A 16,993-nucleotide genomic window follows, 5' to 3' on the forward strand; every position below is an offset into this window, starting at 1 on the left:
TCACGTTTTCATGAATGATAGCGAGTTGGTGAAAAACGCGAAACGCGGTGTCTCAACCAACCCATCTGATTCGAGGCGTCAGATTAGCCCGAGGCCAGTTTGGCCCCGTTCCACGATCCGCCCACAACCTCCATATCCTCGCGCTTTTTGCTGACACGGCTGCTGTTTTCCAGGCTGTCGAGGTAATCGTCGCTGACGCTGCCGGTGATGTAGTCACCGTTGAAGCAAGAGCAATCGAAGGCCTCGATCTCAGGGTTGCCTTCCTTGGCGGCCCAAACCAGATCATCAAGATGCTGGTAGAACAGGGCATCTGCGCCCAGCTCTTCGCGGATTTCTTCGATCTCTTTGCCGTTGGCGATCAGCTCATGTTTTGTGGGCATATCGATGCCGTAGACATTGGGATATTTCACCGGAGGAGACGCGCTGGCGATATAGACTTTCTTGGCTCCGGCCTCGCGGCACATCTGTACGATCTTCTTGATCGTATTGCCGCGCACGATTGAATCGTCGATCAGCAGAACATTGTGGTCTTTGAATTCCAGCGGTATGGCATTCAGCTTGCGGCGCACGGATTTCTGCCGCTCTTCCTGACCTGGCATGATGAAGGTGCGGCCGACATAGCGGTTTTTCACCAGACCTTCGCGATAAGGGATGCCGGTGATCTTGGCGGCTTCAAGCGCTACCGGGCGGGCGCTGTCCGGTACTGGAATGATCCGATCAATATCCAGCCCCGAGTCCTGAATTTGCTTGGCCAATGTCTGACCCATGCGCATCTGGGTTTTGTAGACGGACACACCATCCAGCAGCGAATCCGGGCGGGCCAGATAGACATACTCGAAGATACAGGGCGTCAGCTTGCCCTCGACCGCCTGGAATTCATGCATATTGCCATCCAGATCAATCAGGATGGCCTCACCAGCGCGCAGATCGCGCAGCTTGTCGAACCCGTTGATGCCAAAGGCTACGTCTTCGGAGGCAAAGGCGTAATCATTGCCGCCGCCTTCGGTTTCACGAACGGCGACAGACAAAGGGCGGATGCCGTACGGGTCACGGAAGGCCAGCATGCCCACACCTGCGATCAGGCAGATCACGGAATAGGCACCCTGTACCCGCTCCATTGTCATCTTCACCCCGGCAAAGATGTTGCGAATGGGTTCGACATTGCCATTGACTTTGATCGCATCGGCCACCTTGTCGGCCAGCACGTTCAGCAGGATCTCGGAATCCGAGGTGGTGCGCAGGTGGCGGCTGTATTTGCCCGTGACCTTTTCGCGTTGTTCGGCCGTGTTGGTGATGTTGCCATTATGGACCAGATAGATCCCGTAAGGCGCGTTTACGAAGAAGGGCTGCGCCTCAGCCGCGCTGAGCGAACCGGCGGTTGGATAGCGTACATGCCCCATGCCGACTTTCCCCAGTAGGGTTTCAGCATCCGTGGCGTTGAAGACATCCTTGACCAGACCGTTGGCCTTTTTCTCGCGGAAGAATTCACCGTTATATGTGACGATCCCCGAGGCGTCCTGCCCCCGGTGTTGCAGCATCAGCAAGCCGTCATAGATTTCCGCAAACACATCATGTGTCCGGCTTGCGATCCCCAAAATCCCACACATGTACGGGCTCCAATTCCTATGGCGTTGTGACGAGAGGTTTGACCGACTGTCGGGATCGATAAGGGGATGCTACCTGCACCTTGTGCGCGATTGTCTGTGTTTCATAAGCCAAATGGCCAATCATCGATGCGACGCACGCAGATGAAAACACAAAGAACAAGACCGGCAGCTCCGATTCCGTGGCGGGTTGGCCCTCACATACTGCCTTAGAACGCCCCTGTCATCAAAGGATCACAATTACACAATGCCGCAGGTGAGATTTGTGTTGTCTCGACCGCGCAGCAAGTCTGATGACATATGAATGCGATTATGCTGACATGGTAGAAACCGGATCAAAACACGCATGTTGAGCGGACAAGGGGGTGTGATGTGGCAGAACAGGCCGCCGCCTAAGAAAGAAGAAACACCCAAGCGGCGGTGCCACCGGTGTCGCGGTATGGGGCGTGCACCATGCCAGATTTGCAACGGCGCCGGACAGGTCGTCAAAGGCCGCGATATTCATGGCAAGCCGATTTTCAGCCGGTGCGATGGGTGTTTTGGGTTGAAAACCATTCGATGCACGGTGTGCGGCGGAGAAGGATTTGTCTGATCCATGAAAAAAGCCCGGGCAATGCCGGGCTTTTCAATATTGTAATGTGTATGAGATCAGTTGTCGGTGGTTTCCGCAGCAGGCGCTGATCCATTCGAGGTGCAGCTACCCACCAGTTCTTCATACTGAGTCGTAACCCAGCCCAAAGCGGCTTCGGGATTTTGCTCTTCGATCTGTGTGCTGAATTGTTCGAACACCTTGGCCGAACGGCTTTCATCCACGATCGTGTAAGACTGGCCGGTCATGACCGTGTCGTAGACAAAGAAGGCGATGGCGACCAACAGGATACCGCGGGCGATGCCGAAGAAGAAACCAAGCGCTTGGTCTAGACCACCCAGGGCCGAACGCTGCACCAGCGACGAAAACAGGGGTGTGAAGATGCTGACCACGATCAGCGCGATGGCGAATACAGCGGCAAAGCCTGTGATCACTGACAATTCACAGCTGTCACGCAGGAAATCTCCAACTACCGGGATTTCTTTGACCAAAGGCACAGCCTGCGGTGCAAAGATGAACGCAAGAACCGCCGCTGCGACCCAGCCCGCGATGGCCAGAACCTCGCGCATGAACCCGCGCGAATAGGCCAAGAGGCCTGACAGCACGATGATCAGGGCCACAACCCCGTCAATTATTGTAAAACCTTCCATGGCCCTCGCCTGTTCTTTTTCTGCCCCTCGCGGCGCGACTTTAACCTGCTCCGAAGGTTTCGCCAACAAACCCAACCAAATCAGAGGGTCGGGTGAGTGTCAGACCTGCCACAGTGCCGGTTTTGCCGCCTGCCGGAGCAATTGCCGATGTGAAACCAAGTTTTTGGGCTTCTTTCAACCTATTTTCGGTCTGCGGGGCCGGTCTAAGTGCCCCGGATAACGAGATTTCTCCGAAAACAACGGTGTCAGCAGGCAGGGCTGTGTCTTCGCGCGCGCTCAACAGGGCTGCGGCCACCGCCAGATCGGCGGCGGGTTCGCTGACTTTCAACCCTCCGGCGACGTTCAGATAGACATCAAGTCCGGCGAAGGGGATACCACAGCGCGCTTCGAGTACGGCGAGGATCATCGCCAGCCGTCCGCTGTCCCAGCCAACAACCGTACGCCTGGGTTGGGAGTGAGGGGAGGGTGCCACGAGGGCCTGAAGCTCCACCAATACGGGCCGAGTGCCTTCGATCCCTGCAAAAACGGCCGATCCGGGGCTGGGTTCTCCGCGTTCCGACAGGAACAGGGCCGATGGGTTGGTGACCTGTGCCAGACCCTTGCCGGTCATTTCAAATACGCCGATCTCATCAGCGGGGCCAAAGCGGTTCTTCACGGCGCGCAGGATGCGGAACTGATGGCCGCGCTCGCCTTCGAAATACAGTACGGTGTCCACCATGTGCTCGACCACGCGCGGCCCTGCGATCTGACCTTCTTTAGTGACGTGGCCGACCATGACGATCGACACGCCGTGTCGTTTCGCAAACGTGGTCAATTCATGGGCTGCGGCCCGGACTTGTGACACCGAGCCCGGTGCGCTGTCCACATTGTCGGCCCACATGGTCTGAATCGAGTCGATGATGGCGAGGCCGGGCTTCTCGGTTTCCAGCGTCGTCAGGATATCGCGCAGGTTGGTTTCCGCGGCCAGTTGAACAGGTGCGTCCTCTAGCCCCAATCGCCGCGCGCGCATACGGACCTGCGCGCTGGCTTCTTCGCCAGACACATAGATCGTTTTGACGCCTGCACGGGCAAAGCGCGCTGCGGCCTGCAGCAAAAGGGTGGATTTTCCGATACCGGGATCGCCGCCCACCAACAGGGCCGAGGCAGGAACCAGACCGCCGCCCAGGACGCGGTCCAACTCGTCCACCCCGCTGAGTGTTCGGGGTGGTGGTGTCTCTTCGGTCGACAGGTCCGTGAGCGTGACAGACTGTCCCCGCTTGCCGCCGAGGGATTTCTTGGCCGGGCCAGCCGAAAGCGGCACGTCTTGGGTGATGGTATTCCATTCCCCACAGCCATCGCAACGCCCGGACCATTTTGTGAAGCTCGCACCACAGGCCGAGCAGGAATAAGTTGGTTTTGCCATTGGGCTTTGGTGCCTTAGGATGGGCGGTTCTTCAAGCCCTTGTGGGCTTTCATCTCCGCCGATTGCGAGCAGCGGGCTCGGGCCCTGCGGGCTGTCACCCGCAGCGTGCGCATCCGCGCCGGGCGTCAGGTGGGGGTTTGGGCCTTTGCCTGACCTTCGGTCAGAAGGCCCAGCACCAGCGATGCGAGGATGCAGAGCGTGAACAGGTAGAGGCCCCAGGCGGTTTCAATCGTGGCGTAAGAAATGCCCTTGGCCAGCGTGATATAGAGCGCGATGAGGAAGATATCGGCCATTGCCAGCTTGCCGAGGATGTTCAGCGCGGGTTGGACGCGGGCATCGAGTAGGTTCCACTGGATCAGCGCGGTGCCGATGGTTTTGATATACGGCGCGAAGAGGGCGAAGATGGTGACGACCAGAGCGAGGAAGACGTCTGACTTCCAGAGGGACTGGAGGCCGGTGATGACGCTGATCTCGCTGAGGCCGAAGATTGGCAGCAGGCCTGCGCGCATCAGTGGGGCGAACCACGCGATGGGGTAGAGGATCAGGAGGGAGAGGGTGGCGAGGCGGAGGAGCATTTGTACAACCCTACTATGACATGAAGGCAGTAAGACCCCAAAATGCAGCGAGCACCAGTCCAACTCCGGCAACGGCAGCGTTCGTCTTGGACACGTTAGCGGAATGTGAAATTAAGTTTCGATGAAGCATGACGGCGGAGGCTAACACGCCAATCACAAAGGGGACGCCCACTAAGAAATGGGGCGTTTCTGTGTGAAACGCGAGATAGTTAGCAACGAGCGCGCCGGGAACAACCCCAATCAAGAACGCTTTGAATACCGGTGTCATTAGATTGAACCCACGAACCGGCGCGAAGACCAGCCCGTTTTTTCTGATCACTTCAACAAACCAAATCAGCAGAACCGTATTAAGATAAATTCCGGGTATCGAAAAAAGGAAGAGTTGAGAGTCACTCATCACCGTACCGCCTCAATCGGCCCCTCAGCACTCCCGCTGATGAACTGCTCCAGATACGGATCGCCCGAGACATCCATCTGACCCACAGGCCCGGTCCACTGGATCACGCCTCCATGCAGCATCGCCACGTTGTCGGCAATCGCGCGGACCGAGCTCATGTCGTGGGTGATGGTCATGGCCGTTGCGCCCATCTCGGTCACGATCTCGCGGATCAGGTCGTTGATGACGCCGGACATGATCGGGTCCAAACCCGTCGTGGGCTCGTCAAAAAAGATGATCTCGGGCTCGGCGGCGATGGCGCGGGCGAGGCCGACACGTTTTTGCATGCCGCCTGACAGCTCGGCGGGCAGGCGGTCGGCCACGTCGGGTTTCAGGCCCACGCGGCGCAGTTTTTCGATGGCGATCTCTCGCGCCTCATCCACCGGGCGTTTCAGTGAGCCGCGCAGCAGGCGGAAGGCGACGTTTTGCCAGACGGGCAGCGAGTCAAATAGCGCCGCGCCCTGAAACAGCATGCCGAACCGGGCCAGAAACGCATCGCGGTCGCCTTTGGTGGCGTCCTTGCCGTCCACGTAGATCATGCCGCTGTCGGGCTGGATCAGGCCCAGAATGCATTTCAGCGCCACCGACTTGCCGGTGCCCGAGCCGCCAATGATGACCATCGAGGTGCCCTTGGGAATCTCAAGGTTCATGCCTTGCAGCACGCGGTTGTCGCCAAAGGCTTTTGTTACGTTCTCCATCCGGATCATAGCGAGAAGAACACCCCTGTGAGTACGAAATTGGCGGCCAGGATCAGCACGGCTGCGGCCTCGACCGAGCCCTTGGTGGCGCGGCCCACGCCCTGCGCGCCACGGCCCGAGGACATACCGTAATAGCAGCCCATGATGGCGGCGATCATGCCAAACGCGGCCCCTTTGACGAGTGACGAGACGATGTCGCGGGCCTCAAGAAAATCCACGGTGTTTTTCAGATAGGCCGCCGGGTTGAAGCCCAGATTTTGCGTGGCAACGGTGTAGCCGCCCATGATGCCGATGATATCCCCAACCGCGACCAAGGCAGGCACGGTTATCAGCGCCGCCAGCACGCGCGGTGCGGTCAGGTATTTCATCGGGTGGGTGGACAGGGTGACCAGCGCGTCAATCTGTTCAGTCACTTTCATCGTCGCGATCTCAGCCGCGATAGATGAGGTCACGCGGGCGGCGATCATCAGGCCGACGAGCACCGGGCCAAGCTCTCGCACCATGCCGATGGCAACGATCTGGGGCACCACAGCTTCGGCATTGAAACGCGCGCCGCCTGCGTAGATTTGCAGGGCCAGCGCGCCGCCGGTGAAGATCGCGGTCAGACCGACCACGGGCAGGGACAGCCAGCCGATATTCAGCAGCGCCATGGCGAATTCGCGCGGGTAGAACGGAGGGCGGAAGATATGAGAGATTGCGTCCAGCGCAAACAGCGCGACGCGTCCAAACGCTGCCAGCACGGTCAGGACGGCGCGACCCAATCCGCTGAGCAGTAAGACAGGATTCATTCCACATAACCCCGCGAATACCGGCGACCCATCGAGGTCAGGATTTCATAGCCGATCGTGCCCGCCGCTTCGGCCAGATCATCCACGGTTTGATGCCCGTTCAGGATGCGAAGGCGTTCAGGGTCATCTGGCAGGTCGGTGACATCGACCGTGATCAGGTCCATCGAGATACGGCCCACGACGGGGCAGGGCTGATCGCCTGCAAATGTGTCGATCCCGCCACCGATGGCGCGGTGCAGGCCATCCGCATAGCCCGCTGCAACCGTTGCGATGCGCGACGGGCGTCGGGCGGCCCAGCTGTTGCCGTAGCCAACGGTTTCGCCAACCTCAAGTGCGCGCACCTGGATCACCGGTAGATCAACGGTGACAACAGGCCGCGCCCCGGCAAAGGGCATCCCGCCGTAAAGGCCGATACCGGGGCGGCAGAGGTCGAAATGAAATTCCGGCCCCAGAAGCGTGCCACCGGTGGCCGCCAGCGAGCGCGGTGCGGTGATGCCATCAGTCATTTCCCGGAAGGTCTTCAGCTGTTGCTGGTTCATCGGATGATCGGGTTCGTCCGCACAGGCCAGATGAGACATCACGACAACCGGGTTTAGCGCTTCGGCCTTGGGGCGCAGATCGGCCCAGTCGGCTGGTTCAAGACCCAAGCGGTTCATGCCGCTGTCCAGCTGAATGCCAAAAGGATGATCCGGTAGCGCCTGAATATGGCGCTGAAACTGCTGGGGTGCGTTGATCATCGGTATCAGGTCATGGGCGCGCAGCAGGTCTGCATCCCCCTCCATATGGCCGGAAAACACGCAGATCTGCGGCCCTGGTCCAATGGCCTGACGAACGGCTGCGCCTTCTTCGGCGACCGCGACGAAAAACTTACGCACTCCTTCTTCGGCCAACGTATTGCTGACCGGCCCGGCGCCCAGCCCATAGCCATCGGCTTTGACCACGGCGGCGGTTTCAATATCGGTCTGTGCATCCAGCGCCCGCCAGTTGCTGGCAAGGGCCTGAAGATTGATTGTCAGTCGTGCGGTACTCATGGCGTTGTTCATGACATTGCGCCGTATAAGGTCAAGAGGGAATGACGCTTTTGCGACGCCGTTTCAGCGTTGTATGCGCGACAACCGCCGAAATTTGCCAAGTTCTTGTGAATTCTGGCAGTTTGTTGCTGCGATCATGGTTTGCGGGATTGCGAAGGCGCGATTGTTTGGTCAGGTGTGACCTTCCAGTTTTGAGCGATAAAGCAGATGCAGTGCCCGGAGGGGATCATGGAGTTTTCGACCGGTAAAGGATCAGATGTTCAGGCTGTGGTCGATCTGTTTCAAGACGTCTTTTCAGCCTCGGAGGGCGTTGATGAAGGCGTGCTGATCGGCGCGTTTGTGCAAGATTTGCTGAGCATAACGCCTGAGGCGGATGTGATGCTTTACACTGCTTATCAAGACACGGAACTGGTGGGCGCTGTTGCGTTTTCCCGGATAACATATCCGCAAGACAGCCGAGATGTCTTTATCCTGTCACCAATGGCGGTGCGAACGGACCGGCAGAAATCGGGGATTGGGCAGGCTTTGATAACCTTCGGTCTGGACCAACTGCGCAACTCTGGCGTCGATGTGGTGCTGACCTATGGCGATCCAAACTACTATTGCAAAACCGGGTTTCTGGCCATTTCAGAAGAGATCGCGCAGCCGCCGCTGAAGCTCAGCTATCCGCATGGTTGGCTGGGGCAATCTCTGGACGGGCGCGAACTGACCCTGCTAATTGGGCCATCGCATTGCGTTGCGGCGCTGAACAACCCTGCCTTGTGGTAGGGATCAGTAGCCCTCGATCTCGCCGCCCTGTTGCCAGGGTTTGACGAGATTGCCAAAGCGGGTGAACTGGGCCTCGAAGGACAGCTCGACCGTGCCGATGGGGCCGTGGCGTTGCTTGCCGACGATCACCTCGGCCTTGCCATGCAGGCGCTCCATGGCCTGTTTCCACTCTTCCATCTTGTCCAGCTCATGATCGCCGGGCTTTTCGCGTTCCTTGTAGTATTCCTCGCGGAACACGAACATGACCACATCCGCATCCTGTTCGATCGAGCCCGATTCCCGCAGGTCGGACAGTTGCGGGCGCTTGTCATCGCGGTTTTCAACCTGGCGCGACAGCTGGGACAGGGCGATAACCGGGATGTTCAGCTCCTTGGCAATCGCCTTCATGCCCATCGAAATCTCGGCGATTTCGTTGACACGGTTGTCCGACATGCCGCGGCACAGCTGCAGATAGTCGATCACCAGCAGGTCCAGCCCATGGGTCCGTTTCAGCCGCCGTGCGCGGGCGGCAAGCTGTGCGATGGGCAGGGCCGGGGTGTCGTCGATGAACAGCGGGCAGGCTTCCAGTTCTTTGGCGGCATCCACGAAGCGGCGGAACTCGGCCTCGGTCATGTCGCCCTGACGGATCTTGTGGCTGGAAATCTCGGAGGCTTCAGCCAGAACGCGGCCTGCGAGCTGTTCGGCACTCATTTCCAATGAGAAGAACCCAACCACGCCGCCATCAATCGCGCCTTCGCTGCCATCAGGTTTGGTGCCGCGTTTATAGGCTTTGGCCACGTTGAAGGCCACGTTGGTCGCAAGCGAGGTTTTTCCCATAGAGGGACGGCCGGCAAGAATGATCAGGTCCGATGGATGCAAGCCACCCAGCTGCTTATCCAGATCGGCCAGACCGGTCGAGATGCCGGCCATCCCGCCCCCACGCTGGTATGCTTCGTTGGTAACGTTGACGGCTTCGGTGACCGCCTTAAGAAAGGATTGAAAGCCTTGTTCTGTCTGGCCTTGTTCCGACAGCTGATAGAGCTGCTGCTCGGCTTCGACGATTTGTTCCTTGGGCTCGCTGGATACGTCGACCCGCGCGGCCTTGTCCGAGATATCTCGGCCCAGCCGGATCAGCTCGCGCCGGATCGCCAGGTCATAGATCATCTGGGCATAGTCGTGGACGGCAAAAGCACTGATCGAGGCCCCGGCCAGTTTGACCAGATAGGCCGGGCCACCCAATTCCTTTAGCCCCTCATCCTCGGCCATAAAGGATTTCAGCGTCACGGGTGAGGCCAGCGCATTCTTGGCGATGCGGTTGGCCGCGACCTCATAGATGCGCGCATGGACCGGGTCATAGAAATGTTCGGACCCGATGATCGAGGCGACCCGGTCATAAAGATCATTATTGGTCAGGATTGCACCCAGAAGCTGCTGCTCGGCCTCAATGGAATGTGGCATGGTTTCGGCGTTTTGAATCTGTGCCGCTGCCTGCTCGATACTGCTGATCTCGTTCATTGCTGCTCTCACCGTCCCTTGGGACAAGGTCCATAGCTTAGCCCTGCGAGTCGGGGCAAATTGTATGTTTTCTGGGGATATGCTGTGAATATCTCCGGGTCCCATCATCTTGAAGCATGAGGGGGCTGGACGTCAACATATTGTGCGGATTAAGTCCGCGGACCTGCCACTGCTCCCGCTCAGAAAACAGATTTCGCGACGTCAGCTTTTGTTCGCTTCCTGCCACCCGCGCGGGTCGTTCAGGAAGGCTTCGACGCCGCTAAGGGTCTCTTCGTCAAAGGCCTTTTGCGCCTTGGCTTCGGCCAGAACATCCCACCAGGTGCACAGCGAATGCAGCTTCACGCCATGATCGCCCAGCGTCTTTTCTGTCTCGGGGAAAATTCCGTAGTAGAAAATGACCGCCGTATGCCCGCAGGTTGCACCGGTTTCGCGGATCGCATCGACGAAGGACAGCTTTGACCCGCCATCGGTGGTCAGGTCCTCGACCAGCAGTACACGCTCGCCTTCGTTCATCGCACCTTCGATCCGGGCGTTGCGGCCATAGCCTTTGGATTTCTTGCGCACATAGGTCATCGGCAGCGCCATGCGTTCGGCGACCATTGCGGCGAATGGGATGCCCGCTGTTTCGCCCCCGGCGATATTGTCGAACGCCTCGAACCCGGCCTCGCGCATCACGGTTACGGTCAGGAAATCCATCAGGGTCGAGCGGATGCGTGGGTATGAGATCAGCTTGCGGCAGTCGATATAGGTGGGGCTGGGCAGGCCAGAGGCCAGCGTGAACGGCTCGCGCGCATTGAAATGCACAGCCTTGATCTCCAGCAGCATCCGCGCGGTCAGGCGGGCGATTTCGGTGCTGTCAGGAAAAGAACTGGGGATCATGGCGCAAACCTCTGGGCTGAAAGAGTGTTGCGGGCTGATAGCCTGTCCCTTGGGCCGGAGTCGAGAGGGCGACAAAAGAAAAGCGGACCCTTGCGGGTCCGCTTTTTGCCCTTTCGGGCAGTGCGGCCAAGGTGGGCTTGGCTGCTTGGGTCTTCGGGGCCGGTCACGGTGTGCTGACTGATCGAGCCCGTGTTCCGGCCACCGCGTGTATGCGACCTAAGGCGATCCGTGCAACCGGTTTGATCGGTGCAAGGGGCGCAATTGACGCCAAGGCATCCATGCCATTTAGGTGAATTTTAAAAGCGCGTTATGCAACAGGTTCAGCGCATGGTCGCGCGCCGCGCGCCGCACAGCGTCGCGCCCGGGTGCGCCGAACTCCACCGTTTCGGTGTGGGTGGTCAGCCCCTCACCAGCCAGCCCGAAACACACACGCCCCTCGGGTTTGAATTCGGACCCCCCGGGACCCGCGATGCCGGTGATCGAGATGGCCAATTGCGCCTGAGAGTTTCGCACTGCGCCTTCGGCCATTTCGCGCGCGACCTGTTCTGAGACTGCACCTTGGGCTTCCAACGTCTTGGCTCGGACACCCAGCATGTCCTGCTTGGCGCGGTTGGTGTAGGTGACGAATCCACGCTCGACCACCGCGGAGCTGCCGGGAATGTCGGTTAGCGCGGCGGCGACCATACCGCCCGTGCAGCTTTCGGCAGTGGCGATCATCACGCCACGAGCCTTTGCCAAATCGAGCAGTGCAGCGACGGTCATAGCCCCAACACTCCGTGCGCGATCCCGGCCAGAGCCATTACACCGATGGCGGCAAAGACCCCGGCGATCACATCGTCCAGCATCACGCCCATCGCATCATTGCGACGATCCGCCCAGCCAACAGGGCCGGGTTTGGTGATGTCGAACAGTCGGAACAACAGGAACCCAGCGACCCAGCCGGGCCAGAGCGCGCTGATCTCGATCCCGTGTGCCCAGCTTGGGTAGGATATGGCCCAGAGCGCGATGAACTGTCCCGCGACCTCATCGACCACGATCTCGGATGGGTCGTGATTCTCTTGCCCGGCGGTCATCACCTTTGTGGCCCAAAGCCCTGCGATGAACACGACGAACGTCGCGAGGACGAGCAGGGGGAAGCCGCCCAGAATGTGCAGGCCCCAGACCAGAGGCAGGGCCGCAAGTGATCCCCATGTGCCGGGGGCAGGGCGCAGATATCCGACGCCACAGACGGTTCCGATCAGGCGCGCGATGCTCATGCTTTCACCAGACATGCAGTGGCGAGTGACGCGATGCCTTCGCTGCGGCCAGTGAAGCCTAGACGCTCGGACGTGGTTGCCTTGACCGAGACCTGGTCGACCTGCAACCCCATGATTCTGGACATTTCCTGACGCATCTTTTCGGCATGGGGCCCGATCTTTGGGTATTCGCAAACCAGCGTACAATCGGCGTTCGAGATGCGGTAGCCCATTGTCTGGGCAAGCTCGACAGCGTGGCGCAGGAAACTCTCGCTGGCGGCGCCTTTCCACTGCGGATCTGAAGGGGGGAAGTGCTGGCCTATATCGCCCTGCGCTAACGCGCCATAGATCGCATCCGTCACAGCGTGCATGCCGACATCAGCATCGGAATGACCTTGCAACCCACGATCATGCGGTACTTTCACACCGCATAGGATCACATGATCTCCGTCACCAAACCGGTGCACGTCATAGCCGTTGCCCAGTCTTACATCCATATTCAGCCCCAATATCCGTGCTGCCCGGGCAAAATCCTCGGGTCGTGTGATTTTGATATTGTCCGGATCGCCCGGCACGATGGTCACGTCCAGCCCGGCGGCGCGCGCGACCTCGACATCATCCGCCGCGCTGCCTGAATGGGTCGCATGCGCGGCCGTGATTGCGTCATAGTGAAAGCCCTGCGGCGTTTGGGCCGCGAACAGACCTGTTCGATCCTGCGTTCCGGAAACCGTGCTCTCATCCCCGGTCCAAAGCGCGTCTGTAATGGCCAATCCGGGGGCGGCAGCTTGACTTTTGCTCAGCGCGTGCAGCACGTTCTGAATGACGTCCGTACCCAGGCAGGGGCGGGCAACATCATGAATCAAAACGTAATCTACTTCCCGGTCCGCCAGCGCATCCAGCCCATTGCGGACAGATGTCGCCCGATCCGCGCCACCCGCGGCGAGGATCAGATCACTGTCCCGATAGGCCTCCCAAGCCCCCGAATCGTCGGGTGATAGCACGAGTACAATATGTTCGACTTGTGTGCGAAACCTGTCGATCGTCCAGTCGGCTACCATGCGCCCGCCCAGCATGCGCCATTGCTTGGGGGTGCCTCCTCCGGCGCGGGTTCCGCGACCGGCGGCAACGATGATGGCGGCGGTTGTCATACTGACGTTTGCTCCTGCGATTTAGGCCATTGTTTAGGGGATTGTTTAGGGGGCGGTGAATGCAGAGGCAATCACCTGCGTCAATCTGCCTAAAAATTAAGCGAATGATGATTTTGCAGGCTTGTGAGTGGTCGTTTTGTTGTTCATATGCACTGGATTCGATATCAAAACCCCAACTGCTCAAGGATTAGGCACGTTGACCCTGCATCTTGCTGACAAAACTCTGAACCCACCTGTGCTGCTGGCGCCGATGGCTGGAATCACGGATCGCCCGTTCCGCGATCTGGTGATGCGGTTTGGGGCGGGCATGGTCGTCAGCGAAATGGTCGCCAGCCAGGAGATGGTGCAAGCCAAGCCGGGCGTGCGCGAACGGGCGGAACTGTCGGCGGATGTCGAGAACACCGCTGTTCAACTGGCCGGGCGCGAGGCGCATTGGATGGCCGAAGCTGCCCGTCAGGTCGCCGATCGCGGCGCGCGAGTAATCGACATCAATATGGGCTGCCCGGCCAAGAAGGTGACCAATGGTTATTCCGGCTCCGCCCTTCTGAAAACGCCAGATCACGCCCTGACCCTGATCGAAGCGGTGGTTGAGGCGGTCGATGTACCCGTAACCCTTAAAACGCGGCTGGGCTGGGATGATGCGCTGCTGAACGCGCCTGATGTCGCGCGCCGGGCGGAAGGGGCGGGGATCAAGATGGTCACGATCCATGGGCGTACGCGCTGCCAATTCTACAAAGGCCACGCCGATTGGCAGGCGATCCGAGCTGTGAAACAGGCTGTGTCGATCCCCGTCATTGCTAATGGCGATATTGTTGATACCAAAGCGGCCCACACGGCGCTGGATCAGTCCGGCGCAGATGGCGTGATGGTCGGGCGGGGCGCGCAGGGAAAACCCTGGCTTCTGGCACAGATATGCCATGACATCTACGGCACCGACGCACCTGAAATCCCCAAGGGCGCTGAATTGGTCGCGATGGTGCGCGCGCACTATCAAGCCATGCTCGAATTCTACGGCACCGATCTGGGCCTGCGCGTCGCGCGCAAGCATCTGGGGTGGTACATGGACGAAGCCGGAACGCCCGCGCCCTTGCGTCGGGCTGTTTTGACCTCACGTGATACGCAAGAGGTGTTGCGCCTGCTTGGTGAGGCGCTGGATTGCGCAGCTGAGGTCGCCGCATGAATTCGGATCAGAGCATCTGGAACTCGCTACCCGTTCCGGCCTTCATCATCGACCTGGAGGATCGGATTTCCGATGTGAACTCCTCGGGCGAGGGTTTCCTGAACGCGTCGCGCAAATCGGTGATCGGTCATCCGGTCTGGGACCAGATCGCCGTGGATGCCCCACTGGAAGAGGCGTTCCTGCGCGCGCGTCATCAAGGCACGCCCCTGTTCGTCAATGATGTCGATGTCGGGTCGGGTAACCGCGCACCGCTGCAATGCGCACTACAGATCGCGCCGCTGGTCGGGCATCCGGGATCAATGATCATGATCATCTCACCACGCGAATTGGCGGGGCGCATGACACGTGGCAACACGGTTAAGTCAGCAGCGCAATCCGCCATCGGTATGGCAGAGATGCTGGCGCATGAAATCAAGAACCCGCTGGCCGGAATCACGGGCGCGGCGCAGCTTCTTAGCATGAATATCTCAGCACAAGATCTTGAACTCACAGACCTTATCGTGGCCGAAAGCCGCCGCATCGTGAAGCTGTTGGAGCAGGTTGAGCAATTCGGAAACCTGCAGCAACCCGACTTCAAACCGGTCAACATCCACGACGTTCTGGACCGCGCCCGCCGTTCGGCCTTGCTGGGGTTCGGCGCGGATATGACCATTATCGAGGATTACGACCCATCGCTGCCGCTGGCCTATGGTGACCCGGATCAAATCCTGCAAGTGGTTCTGAACCTTCTGAAAAACGCGTCCGAGGCCGCTGGCCCGAATGGCGGCACAATTCGCCTGCGCACTTATTTTGAACATTCGTTCCGCCTGCGTCGCAGTGACGGCTCGGGTCATTCGCTGCCATTGCAGATTGAGATCATTGATGATGGCCCCGGACTGCCCGAGGATATTCGCAGCGACATTTTCGACCCGTTTGTCTCGGGCAAGGAAAATGGAACGGGTCTAGGGCTGGCGCTGGTCAGCAAGATCATCTCGGACCATCGCGGCTGGATCTCGGCTGATTCCGTTCCGGGACGCACGGTTTTCAAACTGTCGCTGCGCCGCGCGCCGGCAGAGAGCATAACGAAGGAGAGCACCTGATGGATGGCACCGTTCTGGTTGCAGATGACGATCGCACGATCCGCACAGTACTGACTCAGGCCCTGACACGGGCCGGATGCAAGGTGCATGCCACCTCTTCGCTGACTACGCTGATGCGTTGGGTAGGTGAAGGCAAAGGGGATGTGGTGATTTCAGATGTCGTCATGCCGGATGGGAACGGTTTGGAAATGCTGCCGAAAATCGCGCAAGATCGTCCCGGTTTGCCGGTGATTGTGATTTCGGCCCAGAACACAATCATGACGGCGATCCAGGCGGCTGAGGCGGATGCCTATGACTACCTGCCTAAACCCTTCGATTTGCCAGATTTGATGAAACGCACTGCGCGCGCACTGGAACAAAAGCAGCGGCTGCAATCGGAACCTGAGGCAGAAGCAAATGAGCGCCCGGATGAGTTGCCTCTGGTCGGGCGCACATCCGTCATGCAGTCTCTGTATCGATTGGTTGCGCGAGTGATGAATACCGATCTGTCCGTCATGATTTCTGGTGAAAGCGGGACCGGTAAGTCTCTGATCGCGCGAGCAATTCACGATTTCTCAGACCGTCGTACATTGCCCTTTGTAACCGCCACTGCTGCAGACCTGCGTGATTTGGAGGGGCCCGCCCGTGTCATGGCGCGCGTGCGTGGAGGTACGCTGTTGATTGATGAGATCGCCGATCTGGATGATGAGCTTCAGGCGCGCATCGTACGCATGATGGACACCCCTGGCGATCACGTGCCGCGTTTCATGGCCACGAGCCAGTCGGATCTGGCCGAAGGTATGGAAGGTGGTCGTATCCGGCAGGATCTGTACTACCGCCTATGCGGCGCGACGATCCACGTACCGGCCCTGCGCGAGCGTGTGGATGATATCACCTTGCTGGCCGAGCATTTTCTGGCCCGCGAAGAGCGTGATAGCGGCACTAAGCGCTGGCTCAGCCCGGATGCGGTTGAACTGATCCGTCGCTACTCATGGCCCGGCAATGTACGGCAGTTAGAGAACGCGGTTCGCCGCCTTAGCCTAACCAGCCGGGCCGATGAAATCTCGAAAGCCGAGGTTGAGATGGTGCTGGGCAGCCAGCCCGAGGCTGAACCTGTTCTGGGTGGGGGCGAGCGCGAGAAACTGTCCACCTCGGTGGAACGGCATCTGCGGCGGTATTTTGATTTGCACGGCAATATGCTGCCGCCTCCGGGCCTGTATCAGCGCATATTGCGTGAGGTTGAGGCCCCGCTGATCGAAATCGCATTGGAGGCAACCGGTGGCAATCAGGCAAAATGCGCTGATTTGCTTGGAATTAACAGAAATACGCTGCGGAAAAAGATCACAGACCTCGATATTCAGGTGACACGCCGTCGCAAACTGATGTAATATCGCCACACAAGCCGTGGCATCCGGGTATCTCCGGGGAAACGACCACGACATATGGCGGTCAGTCGCA

The 16,993-nt window shown here is 59.2% G+C and carries 17 protein-coding genes; 4 read left to right on the plus strand and 13 right to left on the minus strand.

Annotated elements, in window-relative coordinates; translation table 11 throughout:
• Positions 1 to 83: 83 nt before the first annotated feature.
• From purF to alr, 8 genes are all read right to left on the minus strand, one after another.
• The gene (purF, locus tag ACR0EL_RS02120) at positions 84 to 1,607 is read right to left on the minus strand and encodes an amidophosphoribosyltransferase (protein WP_480497799.1); all 1,524 of its coding nucleotides are present in this window, start codon (positions 1,605 to 1,607) and stop codon (positions 84 to 86) included.
• 645 nt (positions 1,608 to 2,252) lie between these two features.
• Positions 2,253 to 2,843, minus strand: a complete 591-nt coding sequence (locus tag ACR0EL_RS02125) for a CvpA family protein (protein ID WP_353006891.1) — start codon at positions 2,841 to 2,843, stop codon at positions 2,253 to 2,255.
• Between the two features lie 40 nt (positions 2,844 to 2,883).
• Positions 2,884 to 4,245: a DNA repair protein RadA gene (gene radA / locus ACR0EL_RS02130; protein WP_480497801.1), complete on the minus strand. Its 1,362-nt coding sequence runs from the start codon at positions 4,243 to 4,245 to the stop codon at positions 2,884 to 2,886.
• Positions 4,246 to 4,370: 125 nt separating this feature from the next.
• Positions 4,371 to 4,820 carry a paraquat-inducible protein A gene (locus tag ACR0EL_RS02135; RefSeq protein ID WP_480497803.1) on the minus strand — a complete coding sequence of 150 codons (450 nt, stop codon included), beginning with the start codon at positions 4,818 to 4,820 and terminating at the stop codon, positions 4,371 to 4,373.
• A 13-nt stretch (positions 4,821 to 4,833) separates the two neighbouring features.
• Positions 4,834 to 5,217, minus strand: a complete 384-nt coding sequence (locus ACR0EL_RS02140; protein ID WP_480497805.1) for a hypothetical protein — start codon at positions 5,215 to 5,217, stop codon at positions 4,834 to 4,836.
• Positions 5,217 to 5,963, minus strand: a complete 747-nt coding sequence (locus ACR0EL_RS02145; RefSeq protein ID WP_480497807.1) for an ABC transporter ATP-binding protein — start codon at positions 5,961 to 5,963, stop codon at positions 5,217 to 5,219. Before ACR0EL_RS02145 ends, ACR0EL_RS02140 begins: the two co-directional genes overlap by 1 nt.
• Positions 5,960 to 6,742, minus strand: a complete 783-nt coding sequence (locus tag ACR0EL_RS02150) for an MlaE family ABC transporter permease (protein WP_480497809.1) — start codon at positions 6,740 to 6,742, stop codon at positions 5,960 to 5,962. The genes ACR0EL_RS02145 and ACR0EL_RS02150 overlap by 4 nt, the downstream gene beginning before the upstream one ends.
• Entirely contained in the window at positions 6,739 to 7,773 is a 1,035-nt protein-coding gene (gene alr, locus ACR0EL_RS02155; RefSeq protein WP_480497811.1) for an alanine racemase, read from the minus strand. Before alr ends, ACR0EL_RS02150 begins: the two co-directional genes overlap by 4 nt.
• A gap of 228 nt (positions 7,774 to 8,001) precedes the next feature.
• Here alr and ACR0EL_RS02160 point away from each other — a divergent pair, with 228 nt between their 5' ends.
• On the plus strand, positions 8,002 to 8,541 hold the full coding sequence (locus tag ACR0EL_RS02160; RefSeq protein ID WP_480497813.1) for a GNAT family N-acetyltransferase: 540 nt from the start codon (positions 8,002 to 8,004) through the stop codon (positions 8,539 to 8,541).
• A gap of 3 nt (positions 8,542 to 8,544) precedes the next feature.
• Here ACR0EL_RS02160 and ACR0EL_RS02165 read toward each other — a convergent pair whose 3' ends face one another.
• From ACR0EL_RS02165 to ACR0EL_RS02185, 5 genes are all read right to left on the minus strand, one after another.
• A complete protein-coding gene (locus ACR0EL_RS02165; protein ID WP_480497815.1) occupies positions 8,545 to 10,035 on the minus strand; it encodes a replicative DNA helicase in 1,491 nt (496 codons plus the stop codon).
• 201 nt (positions 10,036 to 10,236) lie between these two features.
• Complete coding sequence (locus ACR0EL_RS02170; protein WP_480497817.1) at positions 10,237 to 10,914, minus strand: orotate phosphoribosyltransferase; 678 nt, start codon at positions 10,912 to 10,914, stop codon at positions 10,237 to 10,239.
• A gap of 285 nt (positions 10,915 to 11,199) precedes the next feature.
• Positions 11,200 to 11,676: a CinA family protein gene (locus ACR0EL_RS02175; RefSeq protein WP_480497819.1), complete on the minus strand. Its 477-nt coding sequence runs from the start codon at positions 11,674 to 11,676 to the stop codon at positions 11,200 to 11,202.
• On the minus strand, positions 11,673 to 12,170 hold the full coding sequence (locus ACR0EL_RS02180) for a phosphatidylglycerophosphatase A family protein (RefSeq protein WP_480497821.1): 498 nt from the start codon (positions 12,168 to 12,170) through the stop codon (positions 11,673 to 11,675). The genes ACR0EL_RS02175 and ACR0EL_RS02180 overlap by 4 nt, the downstream gene beginning before the upstream one ends.
• The gene (locus ACR0EL_RS02185) at positions 12,167 to 13,297 is read right to left on the minus strand and encodes a bifunctional 2-C-methyl-D-erythritol 4-phosphate cytidylyltransferase/2-C-methyl-D-erythritol 2,4-cyclodiphosphate synthase (RefSeq protein WP_480497823.1); all 1,131 of its coding nucleotides are present in this window, start codon (positions 13,295 to 13,297) and stop codon (positions 12,167 to 12,169) included. The genes ACR0EL_RS02180 and ACR0EL_RS02185 overlap by 4 nt, the downstream gene beginning before the upstream one ends.
• Before the next feature lie 196 nt (positions 13,298 to 13,493).
• Here ACR0EL_RS02185 and dusB point away from each other — a divergent pair, with 196 nt between their 5' ends.
• The 3 genes from dusB to ACR0EL_RS02200 are packed head-to-tail and all read left to right on the plus strand — an operon-like array spanning position 13,494 to position 16,923.
• A complete protein-coding gene (dusB, locus tag ACR0EL_RS02190) occupies positions 13,494 to 14,477 on the plus strand; it encodes a tRNA dihydrouridine synthase DusB (protein WP_480497825.1) in 984 nt (327 codons plus the stop codon).
• Complete coding sequence (locus ACR0EL_RS02195) at positions 14,474 to 15,556, plus strand: two-component system sensor histidine kinase NtrB (RefSeq protein ID WP_480497827.1); 1,083 nt, start codon at positions 14,474 to 14,476, stop codon at positions 15,554 to 15,556. Before dusB ends, ACR0EL_RS02195 begins: the two co-directional genes overlap by 4 nt.
• Positions 15,556 to 16,923: a response regulator gene (locus ACR0EL_RS02200; protein ID WP_353006924.1), complete on the plus strand. Its 1,368-nt coding sequence runs from the start codon at positions 15,556 to 15,558 to the stop codon at positions 16,921 to 16,923. Before ACR0EL_RS02195 ends, ACR0EL_RS02200 begins: the two co-directional genes overlap by 1 nt.
• Positions 16,924 to 16,993: the final 70 nt, after the last annotated feature.

This window comes from Ruegeria sp. AH12, from assembly GCF_056541465.1.